Below are 13,854 nucleotides of genomic sequence, written 5' to 3'. Positions count from 1 at the left end.
AGCGGGCGGCCCCAGCGAGAGGGACGAGCAGATGGCCAAGACACCTTCTTCCGGAACGCGCAGGGGCAAGGGCCGCCTCGTGGCCGAGAAGCGCCGCGCCCCGCTGGCGGAACCCCGGGGCCGAAAGACACGCGCCAAAACGGCGGCGGCCAAGCCCGCGCGCCCGCGCCGCGGCCTGCTGGGCTGGGTGCTCTGGCCCTTTCGGGTGCTGTTGCGCCTCATCTGGGCGCTGGCTTGGCGCGGCGCGGTGATCGTCGCGCTGATCGTGGCCGGTGCCGTCGCCTATAATTACGCGCGCATCCCCGACATGGCCTCGCTCGCCGATGGCCGCGCCCGCGGCTCGGTCACCATGGCCGACCGCTCGGGCGAGGTCTTCGCCTGGCGCGGCGACAATTTCGGCGGGCTGGTCACGACCGAAGGCGTGTCGGAGCATCTCAAGAACGCCGTCGTCGCCAGCGAGGACAAGCGATTCTACCGCCATCTCGGCATCAGCCCCCGCGGCATCGCCGGCGCGATGCGCACCAATATCCAGGCCGGACGGGGGCCGTTCTCGGGCTCGGGCGGCTCCACGATCACACAGCAGGTCGCCAAGCTGCTCTGCCTCGGCACCGACTGGGATCCGAGCCTCGGCATGACCGAGGCGGAGTTCGAGGCCGATTGCCGCCGCGGCACGGTCTGGCGCAAGGTCAAGGAGATCCCCTACGCGCTCGCGCTGGAGCTCAAGTTCACCAAGGACGAGATCCTCGCGATCTATCTCAACCGCGCCTATCTCGGCGCGGGCGCGCGCGGCTTCGCCGCCGCCGCGCAGCGCTATTTCGGCACCTCGGTGGCGCGGCTGAACCCGCAGCAATCCGCCATGCTCTCGGGCCTGCTGCCCGCGCCCAGCTATTTCGCCCCCACTGCCAACCTGGAACGCGCGCAGGAGCGGGGCGCGCTGGTCCTCGGGCTGATGCACGAGCAGGGCTATCTCAGCAGCGCCGAATACCAGCAGGCACTGGCCAACCCCGCCACGCTCTCGCCCGCCGCACGGCAGGACACGGGCGGCTATTTCGCCGATTGGGTGATGCAGACCGGGCCCGACTTCCTGACCCAGGACACGACCGAGGACGTCCTCATGCGGACGACCCTCGACAAGGACATCCAGCGCGCCGCCGAAGAAGCGCTGGAATATGTGTTCGAGACCAAGGTCCGCGAAGGCTCCGAAGCCCAGGCCGCTATCGTCGTGATGAGCGCGGACGGCGCCGTCCGCGCGATGGTCGGCGGGCGCAACACCCGCGGGGCGGGCCAGTTCAACCGCGCCACCCAGGCGATCCGGCAGACCGGCTCGGCCTTCAAGCCCTTCGTCTATGCCGCCGCGCTCGATCTGGGCTGGACCTACGATTCGACCGTCTATGACGGCCCGCTCTCGATCCAGGTCCCGGGATCGGGCACCTATTCGCCCGAGAATTACTCCCGCGAATTCTATGGCGAGGTCACGCTGACCGAGGCGCTGGCGCGGTCCCTCAACACCGCCGCCGTGCGCCTGTCGGAGAATGTCGGCCGCGACATCGTCCGCAAGGTCGCCGCCGATTTCGGCCTCGACCGCGAAATGGCGGACGGCCCCGCCCTGGCGCTCGGCGTCAGCGAGGCGACGCTCTTGGAGATGACCGGCGCCTATGCGGGCATCTTGAACGGCGGGACCTCGGTCACGCCCTATGGCCTGAAGTCGCTGACGCTGCGGGGCGACACCACCCCCTTGCTCGACCATGACAGCGGGCTGGGCGAACGGGTGATCCAGACCGATGCCGCGCGCCAGCTCGTCTACATGATGTCCCGTGTCGTCGAGGAAGGCACCGGCACCCGCGCCAAGCTGGACGGCCGCCCGGCCGCGGGCAAGACCGGGACGACCCAGGCGGCGCGGGACGCGTGGTTCGTGGGCTTCACCGGCGATTACGTCGCCGGCGTCTGGATGGGCTATGACGACAACACGCCGCTGACGGGTGTCACCGGCGGCGGCCTGCCCGCCGAGATCTGGCACGAGACAATGGAGCGGGTCCATGCGGGCACGCCGGTCACGCCGCTGCCGATGATCGACCCGGCGCGCACCGCCCGCCCCGCGCCCCAGGCACAGAGCCCGCGCCCCGCCCCCCAGCCGCAGCCCGAGCGCGAGCCGGATCTGGCGGAGCGCATCCTGAGGGACGTGCTGGGCACCGTCTTCGGAAGGAATTGAGCAACCCGGACCGGCTAGGTTTCGATTATTCGGCAATTGCGTCGCCAATTCCATTAACCAAATTTGCCCGCGCGCCGACCAACCGATGGATGCGACGGGGCGACCGTCGCAACCGCACTGGCAACCGGGCCCGAGATCGGAAAGACTGGCGCGGCCTCCGCGCGGACAGACTCGCGCGCCATCGAGGATGAGGGACGGCAATGAGACGACCGCAAACAGTGAGGCCGGATCTCGGCCAACCGGAACTGACCGAGATCCGGCGCAAGTCCACATCGCTCCTGGTGATGGTCTTCGTGTTCTCGATGGTGGTGAACGCGCTGATGCTGACCGGGCCGCTCTATATGCTTCAGGTCTACGACCGCGTCCTCGGCTCCCGGTCCGAAGAGACGCTGCTGGCGCTCTCGGTGCTGGTGACCTTCCTGTTCCTGATGATGGGCATTCTGGACCACGCGCGCGGCCGGGTCATGGCGCGGGTCGGCGCGCGGTTCCAGTCGGCGCTCGATGGCCGCGTCTTCCAGGCGCATCTGCGGCGCGCGGCGGTGGTGCCCGGGGGCGCGGGCACGCGCAATCCGCTCCGCGACGTGGAGGCGGTGCAGCGGCTGCTGGCCTCGCCGGTCTTCCTGGCGCTGTTCGACATCCCTTGGACGCCGCTTTTCGTGGCGGCGATCTTCATCTTCCATCCCTGGCTAGGATGGCTGGCGGTGGCGGGCGGCGTGCTGCTGATCTGCATCGCGATCCTCAACCAGTGGACCACCTCCGGCCCCATGGCCGAGGCCAACCAGGCCACCGCCCGGGCCGAACTGACCGCGCAGCAGCTCGCCTCCGAGGCGGAGCTGGTCCAGTCGCTGGGCATGCGCGGTGCGGCCTATGAGCGCTGGATGGCCGCGCGGGGCAAGTCGCTCAAGCAGGCGATGGCCCATTCGGACCGCTCCGGCCTCTTCACCGTCACGACCAAGACGCTGCGCCTGTTCCTGCAATCCGCGATGCTGGGCCTCGGCGCCTATCTCGTGCTCCAGAACGAGATGACGGCCGGCGCGATGATCGCCGGCTCGATCCTGCTGGGCCGGGCGCTGGCGCCGATCGAGATGGTGATCGGCCAGTGGCAGTTGGTCGGCGCCGCCCGCAAGGGCCGCCAGGCCGTTCTGGAACTGCTGGAGACCGTCGCCCCCGAGACCCCGCGCACGCCCCTGCCTCGCCCCCAGGCCCTGCTGGTGGCCGAGAACGTGACCGTGGTGCCGCCGGGCGCGCAACAGGCCTCGCTCCGCGCCGTGTCGTTCACGCTCAAGCCCGGACAAGCGATGGGCGTGATCGGGCCGTCGGGCGCGGGCAAGACCTCGCTGGCCAAGGCGATCTGCGGTGTCTGGCAACCGGCCGGCGGCAAGATGCGCCTCGATAACGCGACGCTGGACCAATACGACCCGGACGTGCTGGGCGGCTATATCGGCTACCTGCCGCAGACGGTCAGCCTGTTCGACGGCACCATCGCCGAGAACATCGCCCGCCTCGCCCCCGACCCCGACCCCGAGCGCATCGTCGAGGCCGCCAAGAAGGCCGCCGCCCATGAGATGATCCTGGAGCAGCCCGCGGGCTACGACACGCCGGTCTCAGCCGTGGGCGGGCGCCTCTCGGGCGGGCAGATCCAGCGCATCGGCCTGGCGCGCGCGATGTATGGCGACCCGGTGATCCTTGTCCTGGACGAGCCGAACTCGAACCTCGACAACCAGGGGACGGTCGCGCTCAACAAGGCGATCCGCGGCATGAAGGAAGAGGGCAAGTCCGTCATCATCATCGCCCACCGTCCCGCCGCGATCCAGGAATGCGAGCTGCTCCTGATGCTCGACCAGGGCGTACGCACCGCCTTCGGCCCCCGCGAGGAGGTGCTGCAGAAGATGGTCAAGAACCATGCGGAGATCACCCGATCCCCCCAACCCGGAGGCGTGTCGTGAACAAGCAGCTCCCCGTCAAAGCGGACACCGCCAAGCTTCCCGCCAACCAGGCGAACAAGCCCGTCCCCGCCGTGCAACAGGCCGCCGCGACCTGGACCGCGCGGCGGCAGCTCATCATCGGCATCCTGGGTCTCGCCGTGCTGCTCGGGGGGTTCGGCTATTGGGCGGTGACGGCGAATATCTCGGGCGCGATCATCTCGTCGGGCCAGATCGCCGTCGAGAGCAACCGGCAGGTCGTGCAGCATCCCGATGGCGGGGTGGTGGCCGAGATCTCGGTGCGCGAGGGGGACGTGGTCGAAGCCGGGCAGACCCTGCTGACCCTGGACCGCACGCTCCAGAACTCGGAGGCGCAGATCCTGCGCAACCAGCTCTTCGAGCTGGCCGCCCGCTCCGCCCGGCTGGAAGCGGAACGCGACGGGCTGGACACGCTGACCTTTCCCGACGACCTGGCCGCGGCCACCCAGACCGATCCCGAAGTCGCGGACATGGTCTCGGGACAGGAGCGGCTGTTTGCGGCACGGCGCGAGCTGTTCGAGCGCGAAACGGAGCAATTGATCCGCCGCAAAGCGCAGATCGGCAACCAGGTCGACGGCATCGCCGCGCAGTCCGAGGCGCTCGCGCTCCAGCTCGAGTTCCTGCGCGAAGAGCTCGACGCCCAGCAGAGCCTGCTCGATCGCGGGCTGGCCCAAGCGCCCCGGGTTCTGGCGCTCCGCCGCGAGGAAGCCCGCCTCTTGGGTCAGGTCGGCGAGTTCGAGGCGGCGGTGGCCGAGCTGGAAGGCCGGGCCACGGAGATCGACCTTGAGGTGCTCAAGCTGGAGAACCGCCTGCGCGAGGAGGCGATCAGCCTCCTGCGCGACCTGCAATTCCGCGAGACCGAGCTGGCCGAGCAATACCGCTCCGTCCAGGAGCGGCTGAGCCGGATGGAGATCAAGGCGCCGGTCTCGGGCGTGGTCTATGGCCTCACGGTCTTCACGCCCCGCTCCGTGATCCGCCCGGCCGAGCCGGTGCTCTATCTCGTGCCCCAGGACCGGCCGCTGGTGATCCAGACCCAGGTCGACCCGATCCATATCGATCAGGTCTATCCGGGCCAGGACGTGACCCTGCGCCTGTCCAGCTTCGACATGAAGACGACGCCCGAACTCTTCGGCTCCATCGTCCGGGTCTCGCCCGACTCCTTCACAGACGAAGTCACCGGCGCGCCCTATTACCAGGCCGAGGTGCTGCCCAACGACGGTGAACTCGACCGCCTGGACGAGTCACTGGTCCTGCTGCCCGGCATGCCGGTCGAAGCCTATATCCGCACCCAGGACCGGACCCCGCTGGCCTATCTCGTCAAGCCGCTGACCGACTATTTCAACCGCGCCTTCCGGGAGTGACCGGCCCACGGGGGCGCCCCAAACCGGCACCCCAACCAGGCCCCTCTTTCTTCTGGCCGGAAATACTCCGGGGTCTGGGGCAGAGCCCCAGCTCTACCGTCCCGAACGATCCACCGGCGGCCTAAGCCCCTCCGCCGCCCGCTGCTGCGTCAGCGCGTCCTGGGCGAGGCGCTCTTCCTCCAGCCGGTCCATCTCGGCCAGCGCGGCCTTAGTGCGCCCGAAATTCCGCCAGAGCGCCTTGCGCCAGGCCCGCTTGGCCGAGGCCGGGGACCAGGGCAGCCGCGCCTGCGCAAGCCAGACGCGCAGCGGTTCAGGCAGCGCGTCATACGCGGCCATGTTGTCCCGCTGCGCCTTCGACAGACCGAGCCTGGTGCGCTGGTTTCCCTGCATGACTGGAAAATGGGGCGCATCCGGTGTTCTGTCGAGGCCGGGACCGGAACCGCGCCGCAGCAGCGCGCGTTTCTGTCGCACGCATAACAGGAGTGACGCCATGGCCGGACTCGGGTTTTTCGCCTCCCTCATCGTCGGCGGCCTTGCGGGATGGATCGCGAGCATGATCATGAAGGCCGATACCGGCCTCTTCCTCAACATCATCCTGGGCATCGTCGGCGCTTTCGTCGCCAACGCGCTGTTGCGTTGGGTGGGCATCTTCGCCACGGGGACGTGGCTGGCACAGATGGTCGTGGGCATCATCGGCGCCTGCATCCTGATCTTCGTCGTGCGGGCGGTGCGCAACTGAGCGCGGACGCGCCAGGCTCCGACTGCAAACGCAGCCACCGTGTCCCGAGCGTTGGCGATGCGGCGCGACCGCTCGGCATCGGAGACGGCATCCCCCAGCAGACCCCGCCTGGACGGCAGCGCCGACATCAGAGGCCATGCCGCGCAACTGTCCCCGAACTGGCCGGGCGTGAGGACGAACAGGCGTCCCGCCCCGTCCGCAATCGGGTGGGTCTTCGCCGCCCGCCCGCCTCCCTGCTTTGCCCCAGTGGCCGAGCGCTGGACAGTCACGGAACGGCAGACGAGGGCGGCTGCCTCGGCGGGGGCGACCTCGCGGACCGCTTCGGACAGCCCTCCCAGATGCCGCACCGGGACCATTGGCGCCAGCGGGCGGAGATCGTCCTGGGCGGGTCATAAGCGGCCACGCAATCCGCGAGCCGCCCCCGACCGAAGCACATGCACCGTCCAGGGGATCACGGGACGGTCCTCCACCCGTCGTGCCCCGGACCGGTTCTCCGACGGATGCGGCGCCCGCCGCCCATCGCCGGTCGCTGAGCCAGACCTCGCGCGCCAGCCCCGGCGCACTCGCACTCAGCAAATGGCCCCCAACAAATTGCCTGGGATGCGAGCCCCAGCGCGGCACGGGGGCCCGCGGACGGTCTCCGGCCCCGCCCGGCCCCGGTTGACAGACGGCGCCCCGGCACCCACACCCGGCCCCATGTCAAAGCCGAAGCGCCCCCACCACGTCTTCACCCTGCTCGTCGAAATCGGCCGCAAGTCCGGCGACGGCCTGCCCGAGGGCGCCTCGGGCGCCGCGCTGATGTGCTACGCCTCCGGTGTCGACGAAGAGGAAGCCGTGCGCGAAACCGTGGCCGTGCTGAAGACGGCCGACATGAACGTGCTGGAGGTGACCGGCTACGGCACCCTGGAGGAGCGCGAGGCCGAGGGCCACGACATCGACGCCGACGAGCGCGCGCTGATGGATCGCGCCCTGGCCGAGAACTCCGTCATCGTCGCCCAGACCACCATCTTCCGGGAGGACGAATGACCACCGATCCCGTCGCCCTGACCCAGAACCTCGTCCGCTGCCCCTCGGTCACGCCCGAGGAAGGCGGCGCGCTGGTCCTGCTGGAGGAGATGCTGTCGGCGGCGGGGTTCTCCTGCACGCGGGTGGACCGGGGCGGCGTGCCCAATCTCTTTGCCCGCTGGGGGCGGAAGGGCGCGCCCAGTTTCGGCTTCAACGGCCATACGGATGTGGTCCCGGTGGGCGACGCCGCTGCCTGGACCCACGATCCGTTCGGTGGGGAGATCGCCGAGGGCTGGCTCTATGGCCGCGGCGCCACCGACATGAAGTCGGGCGTGGCTGCCTTCGCCGCCGCCGCCGTGGATTTCGTGATCGAGACCCCGCCCGACGGCGCCGTCATCCTGGCCATCACCGGCGACGAGGAGGGGCCGTCCCGCGACGGCACTCGCGCGCTGCTCGACTGGATGGATGCCGAGGGCGAGCGGATGGATGTCTGCCTCGTGGGCGAGCCGACCTGCCCCGAAGAGATGGGCGACATGATGAAGATCGGGCGGCGTGGTTCTATGAACGCCTGGTTCACCTTCCGGGGCCAGCAGGGCCATGCGGCCTATCCGCATCGCGCTAAGAACCCGTTGCCCGCCATGGCCCGGCTGATGGCCGATCTCGCCGAGACGGAGCTTGACCGGGGCACCGCCCATTTCGATCCCTCCACCCTCGCCGTCGTCACCATGGACACCGGCAACCAAGCCACCAACGTGATCCCGGCCGAGGCCCGCGCCACCGTCAACATCCGCTTCAACGACAGCCATAGCGGCGCCACGCTGACCGCCTGGCTCCGACGGGAGGCGGCGCGGGTCTCCGAGGCGACGGGGATCGAGATCGGCATGGAGGTCAAAATCTCCGGCGAGAGCTTCCTCACCCCGCCCGGCCCCCTATCGGAGCTCGTCGCGGAGGCCGTCGCGGCGGAGACCGGGCGCAGACCGGTGCTGTCGACCTCGGGCGGGACCTCGGACGCCCGCTTCGTCAAAAGCCATTGCCCGGTGGTTGAGTTCGGCCTTGTCGGCCACCGGATGCACGCGGTGGACGAGCGCGTGCGCGTGGAGCAGATCGGACAGCTCAAGGCGATCTACGCCCGGATCCTGCGCGGCTGGTTCGCCGCTGAAGAAAATTCTTAATTAAGAATTTTCGCCTGCGGCCGAGGTGGTGCGTCGTCCGGACGGGCGGCGCATCGGGCCGAGGGCGGGTGCCTCCGGCGGGGATATTTATGCAGGGAAGAAGGGGGGCTGAGGCGCTTCGTTCCTGGCCTGGGATGCCGCGAGACGCGTCAGGCCGCGCGGTCCGTCTCGGCGCGGCGGAGGAAGACAGGGGCGTCCTCGGGGCTCTCCTGCCATTCGTAGCCGCCGGTGCGGAAGTCGCGCAGATCGGTGGGGGCCGTCAGGCGGTGCTCGGCCACGAAGCGGGCCATGGCGCCCCGGGCGCGCTTGGCGGCGAAGCTGACGATCTTGGGCCCGCCGGGCTTGTCTTCGAGGAAGGTCGGCGTGATCACGCGCAGCTTCAGCGCCTTGCGATCCACGGCGCCGAAATATTCCTGGCTCGCGCAATTGAGCAGCAGGTCGGTGCCAACCGCCTCTGCGTCGGCGTTGAGCGCCTCGGCGAGGCGCGGTCCCCAGAAGGCGTAGAGATCCTTGCCGCGCCGGGTGTTCAGGCGGCTGCCCATCTCCAGCCGGTAGGGCTTGATCGCGTCGAGCGGGCGCAGAAGGCCGTAGAGCCCCGAGAGAATGCGGAGCGTGTCTTGGGCGTGGCGCAGCGCGTCCTCGGACAGGGTCGCCGCATCGAGGCCGGTATAGGTGTCCCCCGCGAACATGCGGATCGCGGGTTTTTCGGCGGCGTCGTCCCAGTCGCGGTAGCGGTCGCGATTGAGCCGGGCCAGGTCCTCCGAGATCGACATCAGCGCGCGCATGTCCTTCAGCGTCAGGCGCCGGGCGCGGGTGACCAGCGTCGCGGTCTCCTCCTGGAACCGGGGGGCGGTGGCCGGGTCGGACACCGGAGCGAGATCGAGGGATTTGGCGGGCGAGATGACGGTCAGCATGGCAATGGTTTTAGGAGCCCGCGCGCCGGGTGCAAGCCGCACTTGATGCAGGTCATGGCGGAGGCCTAGTCATCCCCTCAGGAAGGCGCCAGGAGGGCCGGTCATGCTGCGCATTTCACGAACCAAGGTCGAACAGGTAATCCTCTACGGTCACGAATTGGGACGCGCCGAAGGCGAGTTGCGGGGCCTGATCGAGGGGCTCGATACCGAGGAGGCGATCGACCTGATCGCCGTGCTCTGGATCGGGCGCGAGAGCTTTGGTCCCGACGAGCTCGACGAGGCCCGCGCGACCGCCGAAGCGGAGGCGACGACGCCGACCGCGGACTATCTTATCGGCACGCCGCACTTCCCGGACCATCTGGAAGCCGGGCTGGAGGCGCTAGGGGTCGAGACGGTGGACGAGTAGGCGCCTCCACCGGCGAGTGCGACCGGGCACGGTCCGGGCCGACCGGAGGCTAGTTGTAGCTCAGAACGTCATGCGCCGACGCTAGGCGGGACAGCCAGACCGTGCGGAACTTCTTCTTGTCGCGTTGCAGCCACGAGAAGCGTCTTTGCAGCTTGGGCGTGACGAAGGGCCCAACACGCGCGTCGTCGGCCAGCCGCTCGAACAACGCCGCCGTCATCGCCGCGTTATAGGCCTCGCGGGAGCGGTAGGGCGGTTTGTTCAGCCGCAAACCGCTCCGCTTCCGGGCGGCCGCCTGCCAAAGATCGAGATCCGGCTCCAGGGAAGGCGGCGCGCCATCGTAGCGGCTCGGCGTATGGAAGCCGTGCGCAGAGAAGGCCTCGGGTCCGCTCTTGGCATAGGGCAGGTAGGCCACCGTCTCGTCCAGCTCTCGCGTGACGTCGAAGACGATGGCACCGCTCGCGCGGACGGACGCGGGCACCCGGGCGGCCAGCGTCTTGAGAGTCGGGGACATAAGCGGATTTACCGGAAGGCGGCCGGGATGCGCCGCAGTCGAGGATGCGCCGAAATGCAGCCGGTTGCGAAAATGAAAGTAATGCTCTTCCAGACGGTCGGCCAGCGTTTCGCCCGGCAGGCCCGCCATCGTCTCGAACAGCGCTTCGCGCCAGAGATCGCCGGCCTCCTCTGGAAAGAATTTCTTCCAGCTGGCGTGGCCCGCGACGAGGGCCTCGAAGTTCTCCCGGGAGAAAGGCCTGGCCACAAGATCGGCGTCGTAGCGCCGGCTTAGGAAGCCGCGATAGACCTCGCCGCAGCCGCCGATCAGCGCGATCGTGTGCTTGTCGTCCACGGCGGCGCCACCCACGCCCTTGTAGTCGTGATAGGCGCCGAAAAAGGTGCTGCGATGGCGGTCGAAGGACCGGCGCGGATCGACTGGCAGCGTGCTGTACGGCACGCGCTGTGCCTCGAAGGCGCCTCCGTAGCGGGAGACCAGGCCGGTCGCGATCTGCATGTCCCCGTCGTCAATGTCCCGGGTGCTGAAGGCCACCTCGCGCTCCAGCCCCAGCGAGACAAGGCCCGCGAAGATCATCCGGCTGTCCCGGCCGCCGGTCAGCGTGGCGACGGTATGCCGGCCGCTGTTCACCACCGCCGAGAGGTTGTCCCGAATCTCCTGCGCCCCGACCTTGATCAGGTCCTTGTACTCGTCCCTTGTCACCGGCTCGTGCGTCTGGGGCTCGGATGCGTGCAGGTGCAGGCCGTCCTTCGAAATGACGACTTCCTCGTCGGCGCGGATCATTTCCGCCCCCTCGATCAAAGCCGCCCGGGTCGATTGCTGGATTGCGAGCGAGTTGTCGACGAACCACGCTCCGATCATCGAAGACAGATCGACCCGGACCGGCAAGCCCGCCGCGTTCAGTGCGATGGCGATGAGGTGTAGCTGCGACGACAGGAGGGCCCCGGCCTCGCCCCGCCACAGGAACAGCGGCACCATCCCGAAGCAGTCGCCGCCGATCGTGAGGGAGCCGCCCGCCTTACGGGCCATGTTCACGTATTGCCCCGTCAACCCGTTGCGGATCTTCCCACCGAGCGGCGTTTTGCGGCTGTAGGGCATGGTGCCGACGAGCAACTCGCCCGCTATGGGCGCGACCCCCATGAAGAGGCCGTCCTCGATGGCTTGGATGCGCCCCCTCAGGTGCAGGTCCGCTGCGCCGAGCTCGATCTTGCGGAGGCCGTCCATCTCGGTCAGGCGCGACCGCAGGGGGCCTTGTGCGATCACGAAATCGGAGAAGGGATGGGTGCGCGGGACCAGGGGCGGACGGTTGAGTTCAATGAGATCGTCGGTCATCGGCCTGCTCCGGTTCCGGCACGGGACTGCTCCCTCTCATTCGGAACCTCTGCGGGAGACCCGAGGCTCGTGTCAACAGGGCCAGCTCATGCGCGGACCGTTGCGCACGAAGCTCGCGCGCCGCTCGGACGGCCGGGGGCGGGCCGCCTCAGCTCGCCTCCCTCGCCCGCAAGACCTCCAGAAAAGCGTCGCCGAAGCGTTCCGCGTGGCGGTCGCCCAGGATGCGGTCCACGGCGCTGCGCTCCGCCGGGGCGCGGGCGACCTTGGCCAGTTGCGAGGACGAGCAGGACATCGGCTTGTCCATCCCGCTCTCGCCCCGGGCGAGATCGGCCTGGACCGAGAGCAGCCGGTCGTAGACCGCCCCCTCCTGCCGTCCGGCCAGCTTGCGGCGGGCGGGGTGGACGTCGTCGGGCGTCTCCCCGGTGATGACGGCGAGGAAGGTCGCGCCGTAGCGCTCCAGCTTGGTGGCGCCGACGCCCGAAATTCCAGCCATCGCGTCGAGCGTGGCGGGGCGCCGCTCGGCCATCTCGATCAGGGTGCGATCGTTGAAGACGACATAGGCCGGCACGCCCTGCGCCTCGGCCAGCGCCCGGCGCTTGGCCTTGAGCGCCGAGAGCAACGGCGCGTCCTCCTCCGCCACCAGTTGCTTGACGGCGGGGCGGCGCTCGGCCCGCTTGATCGTGTCGCGGCGCAGCGTGACCTCGGCCTCGCCGCGCAGAACGGGGCGCGCCGCCTCCATGAAGCGCAAGGCGCCGTGGCGCTCCGGGTCGGGGCGGACAAGGTCGAGCCCCATCATCTGGCGGAAGATCGCCTGCCATTGGTGTTTGGCCAGATCCGCGCCCACGCCCCAGGTCGGCAGATCGTGATGGCCGAAGCGCCGGGTCTTGTCGGTTTCGGTCCCCCGGAGAATGTCGATCAGATGGCCGATGCCGAAGCGCTCATCGGTGCGCAGCATCGCCGAGAGCGCCTTGCGCACCTCGGTCGTGCCGTCGAACAGGTCGGGCGGATTGGCGCAGAGATCGCAATTGCCGCAGGGCTCGGCCGTCTCTCCGAAGAAGGCCAGCAGCGTCACGCGGCGGCAGACCTGCGCCTCGGCCAGCCCCAGGAGCGCGTTGAGCCGGCCATGATCGGCGGCCTTCATCTCGGGCGGAGCGAGCCCCTCGTCGATCTGCTGGCGGCGAAAGCGGATGTCGTCGGCGCCGAACAGGGTCATGGTGTCGGCGGGGGCGCCGTCGCGGCCAGCACGACCGATCTCCTGGTAGTAGCTCTCGACCGATTTGGGCAGGTCGGCATGGGCCACCCAGCGGATGTCGGGCTTGTCGATCCCCATGCCGAAAGCGACCGTGGCGACGACGATCAGCCCGTCCTCCTGCTGGAAGCGGGTCTCGACCAGGCGGCGGTCCTCCGCCTCCATCCCGGCATGGTAATGACAGGCGGCGTGGCCCGCCTCGCGCAGGGCCTGGGCCAGACCCTCGGTCTTGGAGCGCGTGCCGCAATAGACGATTCCCGACCGGCCGCGCCGGGCTTCGGCGAAGCTCAGGATCTGGTCGCGGGGCTTGTTCTTTGGCTCGAAGGCGAGGGTCAGGTTGGGGCGGTCGAAGCCGTGCAGGAAGGTTTGCGGCGGCGTCCCGTCGAAGAGGCGGCGCACCATCTCTTCGCGCGTCTCGGCATCGGCGGTGGCGGTGAAAGCGGCGAGCGGCACGCCGAGGGCGCGGCGCAGATCGCCGATGCGCAGGTAATCGGGCCGGAAGTCGTGGCCCCATTGGCTGACGCAATGGGCCTCGTCCACGGCGATCAGGGTGCAGTTCGCCCGCCTAAGCATCCGCTCCGTTCCGCCGGAAGCCAGCCGTTCCGGCGCGATATAGAGCAGCTTGAGACGCCCGGCCTCGATCGCCTGCCAGACGTCCTCGGTCTCTTCCTCGGTATTGCCGGAGGTCAGCGCGCCCGCCTCCACCCCCGCTTCGCGCAGGGCCCGCACCTGGTCGCGCATCAGCGCGATGAGCGGAGAGATCACGACGGTCAGGCCGTCGCGGCAGAGCGCGGGCAGCTGGAAGCAGAGCGACTTGCCCCCGCCCGTCGGCATGATGGCCAACACGTCGCGTCCGGCGGTCACGGCCTCCACGATCTCGGCCTGGCCGGGGCGGAAGGCGTCGAAGCCGAAGACGGCGCCCAACAGGGCGTGCGGGTCGGGCGGAGCCGCCGGGTCGAGCATGTCGGTCATGGGGCGAGGAGTCCCACAACTCGATT

The 13,854-nt window shown here is 69.3% G+C and carries 11 protein-coding genes; 7 read left to right on the top strand and 4 right to left on the bottom strand.

What is annotated here, in order from left to right:
• Positions 1 to 31 precede the first annotated feature (31 nt).
• The 3 genes from DTQ71_RS03045 to DTQ71_RS03035 all read left to right on the top strand — a co-directional run bounded on the left by DTQ71_RS03045 (position 32) and on the right by DTQ71_RS03035 (position 5,531).
• The gene (locus DTQ71_RS03045; RefSeq protein WP_109562794.1) at positions 32 to 2,209 is read left to right on the top strand and encodes a transglycosylase domain-containing protein; all 2,178 of its coding nucleotides are present in this window, start codon (positions 32 to 34) and stop codon (positions 2,207 to 2,209) included.
• 200 nt (positions 2,210 to 2,409) lie between these two features.
• Complete coding sequence (locus tag DTQ71_RS03040; RefSeq protein ID WP_109562793.1) at positions 2,410 to 4,155, top strand: type I secretion system permease/ATPase; 1,746 nt, start codon at positions 2,410 to 2,412, stop codon at positions 4,153 to 4,155.
• Between the two features lie 71 nt (positions 4,156 to 4,226).
• A complete protein-coding gene (locus DTQ71_RS03035; RefSeq protein ID WP_109563127.1) occupies positions 4,227 to 5,531 on the top strand; it encodes an HlyD family type I secretion periplasmic adaptor subunit in 1,305 nt (434 codons plus the stop codon).
• Positions 5,532 to 5,624: 93 nt separating this feature from the next.
• On the opposite strand, the gene DTQ71_RS03030 is transcribed toward DTQ71_RS03035, so the two are convergent.
• Positions 5,625 to 5,921, bottom strand: a complete 297-nt coding sequence (locus DTQ71_RS03030; protein ID WP_109562792.1) for a DUF6525 family protein — start codon at positions 5,919 to 5,921, stop codon at positions 5,625 to 5,627.
• A 100-nt stretch (positions 5,922 to 6,021) separates the two neighbouring features.
• Here DTQ71_RS03030 and DTQ71_RS03025 point away from each other — a divergent pair, with 100 nt between their 5' ends.
• The 3 genes from DTQ71_RS03025 (at position 6,022) to dapE (ending at position 8,447) form a co-directional block, all read left to right on the top strand.
• Positions 6,022 to 6,270: a GlsB/YeaQ/YmgE family stress response membrane protein gene (locus DTQ71_RS03025; protein ID WP_109562791.1), complete on the top strand. Its 249-nt coding sequence runs from the start codon at positions 6,022 to 6,024 to the stop codon at positions 6,268 to 6,270.
• Between the two features lie 696 nt (positions 6,271 to 6,966).
• Positions 6,967 to 7,296, top strand: coding sequence for a hypothetical protein (locus tag DTQ71_RS03020; RefSeq protein WP_109562790.1), 330 nt, complete (start codon positions 6,967 to 6,969; stop codon positions 7,294 to 7,296).
• Complete coding sequence (dapE, locus tag DTQ71_RS03015; protein ID WP_109562789.1) at positions 7,293 to 8,447, top strand: succinyl-diaminopimelate desuccinylase; 1,155 nt, start codon at positions 7,293 to 7,295, stop codon at positions 8,445 to 8,447. Before DTQ71_RS03020 ends, dapE begins: the two co-directional genes overlap by 4 nt.
• A 149-nt stretch (positions 8,448 to 8,596) precedes the next feature.
• Here dapE and yaaA read toward each other — a convergent pair whose 3' ends face one another.
• Entirely contained in the window at positions 8,597 to 9,361 is a 765-nt protein-coding gene (gene yaaA, locus DTQ71_RS03010) for a peroxide stress protein YaaA (protein ID WP_109562788.1), read from the bottom strand.
• Between the two features lie 103 nt (positions 9,362 to 9,464).
• On the opposite strand from yaaA, the gene DTQ71_RS03005 reads away from it, so the two are divergent.
• Entirely contained in the window at positions 9,465 to 9,767 is a 303-nt protein-coding gene (locus DTQ71_RS03005; RefSeq protein ID WP_109562787.1) for a DUF3775 domain-containing protein, read from the top strand.
• Positions 9,768 to 9,816: 49 nt separating this feature from the next.
• Here DTQ71_RS03005 and DTQ71_RS03000 read toward each other — a convergent pair whose 3' ends face one another.
• On the bottom strand, positions 9,817 to 11,607 hold the full coding sequence (locus tag DTQ71_RS03000; protein ID WP_109562786.1) for a hypothetical protein: 1,791 nt from the start codon (positions 11,605 to 11,607) through the stop codon (positions 9,817 to 9,819).
• 148 nt (positions 11,608 to 11,755) lie between these two features.
• Entirely contained in the window at positions 11,756 to 13,828 is a 2,073-nt protein-coding gene (gene recQ / locus DTQ71_RS02995; protein WP_407066385.1) for a DNA helicase RecQ, read from the bottom strand.
• Positions 13,829 to 13,854: the final 26 nt, after the last annotated feature.

It is taken from the genome of Jannaschia seohaensis (genome assembly GCF_900116765.1).
GTDB classification, from domain to species: domain Bacteria; phylum Pseudomonadota; class Alphaproteobacteria; order Rhodobacterales; family Rhodobacteraceae; genus Jannaschia; species Jannaschia seohaensis.
Note: the sequence above shows the minus strand (reverse complement) of the source record. Positions and strands in the feature narration are given on the sequence as shown.

Bases quoted from the DNA above. Each gene is read 5' to 3' on its own strand.
- DTQ71_RS03045 (WP_109562794.1), top strand. From the start codon at position 32: ATGGCCAAGACACCTTCTTCCGGAACGCGCAGGGGCAAGGGCCGCCTC.
- DTQ71_RS03040 (WP_109562793.1), top strand. From the start codon at position 2,410: ATGAGACGACCGCAAACAGTGAGGCCGGATCTCGGCCAACCGGAACTG.
- DTQ71_RS03030 (WP_109562792.1), bottom strand. From the start codon at position 5,921: ATGCAGGGAAACCAGCGCACCAGGCTCGGTCTGTCGAAGGCGCAGCGG.
- DTQ71_RS03025 (WP_109562791.1), top strand. From the start codon at position 6,022: ATGGCCGGACTCGGGTTTTTCGCCTCCCTCATCGTCGGCGGCCTTGCG.
- DTQ71_RS03020 (WP_109562790.1), top strand. From the start codon at position 6,967: ATGTCAAAGCCGAAGCGCCCCCACCACGTCTTCACCCTGCTCGTCGAA.
- dapE (WP_109562789.1), top strand. From the start codon at position 7,293: ATGACCACCGATCCCGTCGCCCTGACCCAGAACCTCGTCCGCTGCCCC.
- yaaA (WP_109562788.1), bottom strand. From the start codon at position 9,361: ATGCTGACCGTCATCTCGCCCGCCAAATCCCTCGATCTCGCTCCGGTG.
- DTQ71_RS03005 (WP_109562787.1), top strand. From the start codon at position 9,465: ATGCTGCGCATTTCACGAACCAAGGTCGAACAGGTAATCCTCTACGGT.
- DTQ71_RS03000 (WP_109562786.1), bottom strand. From the start codon at position 11,607: ATGACCGACGATCTCATTGAACTCAACCGTCCGCCCCTGGTCCCGCGC.
- recQ (WP_407066385.1), bottom strand. From the start codon at position 13,828: ATGACCGACATGCTCGACCCGGCGGCTCCGCCCGACCCGCACGCCCTG.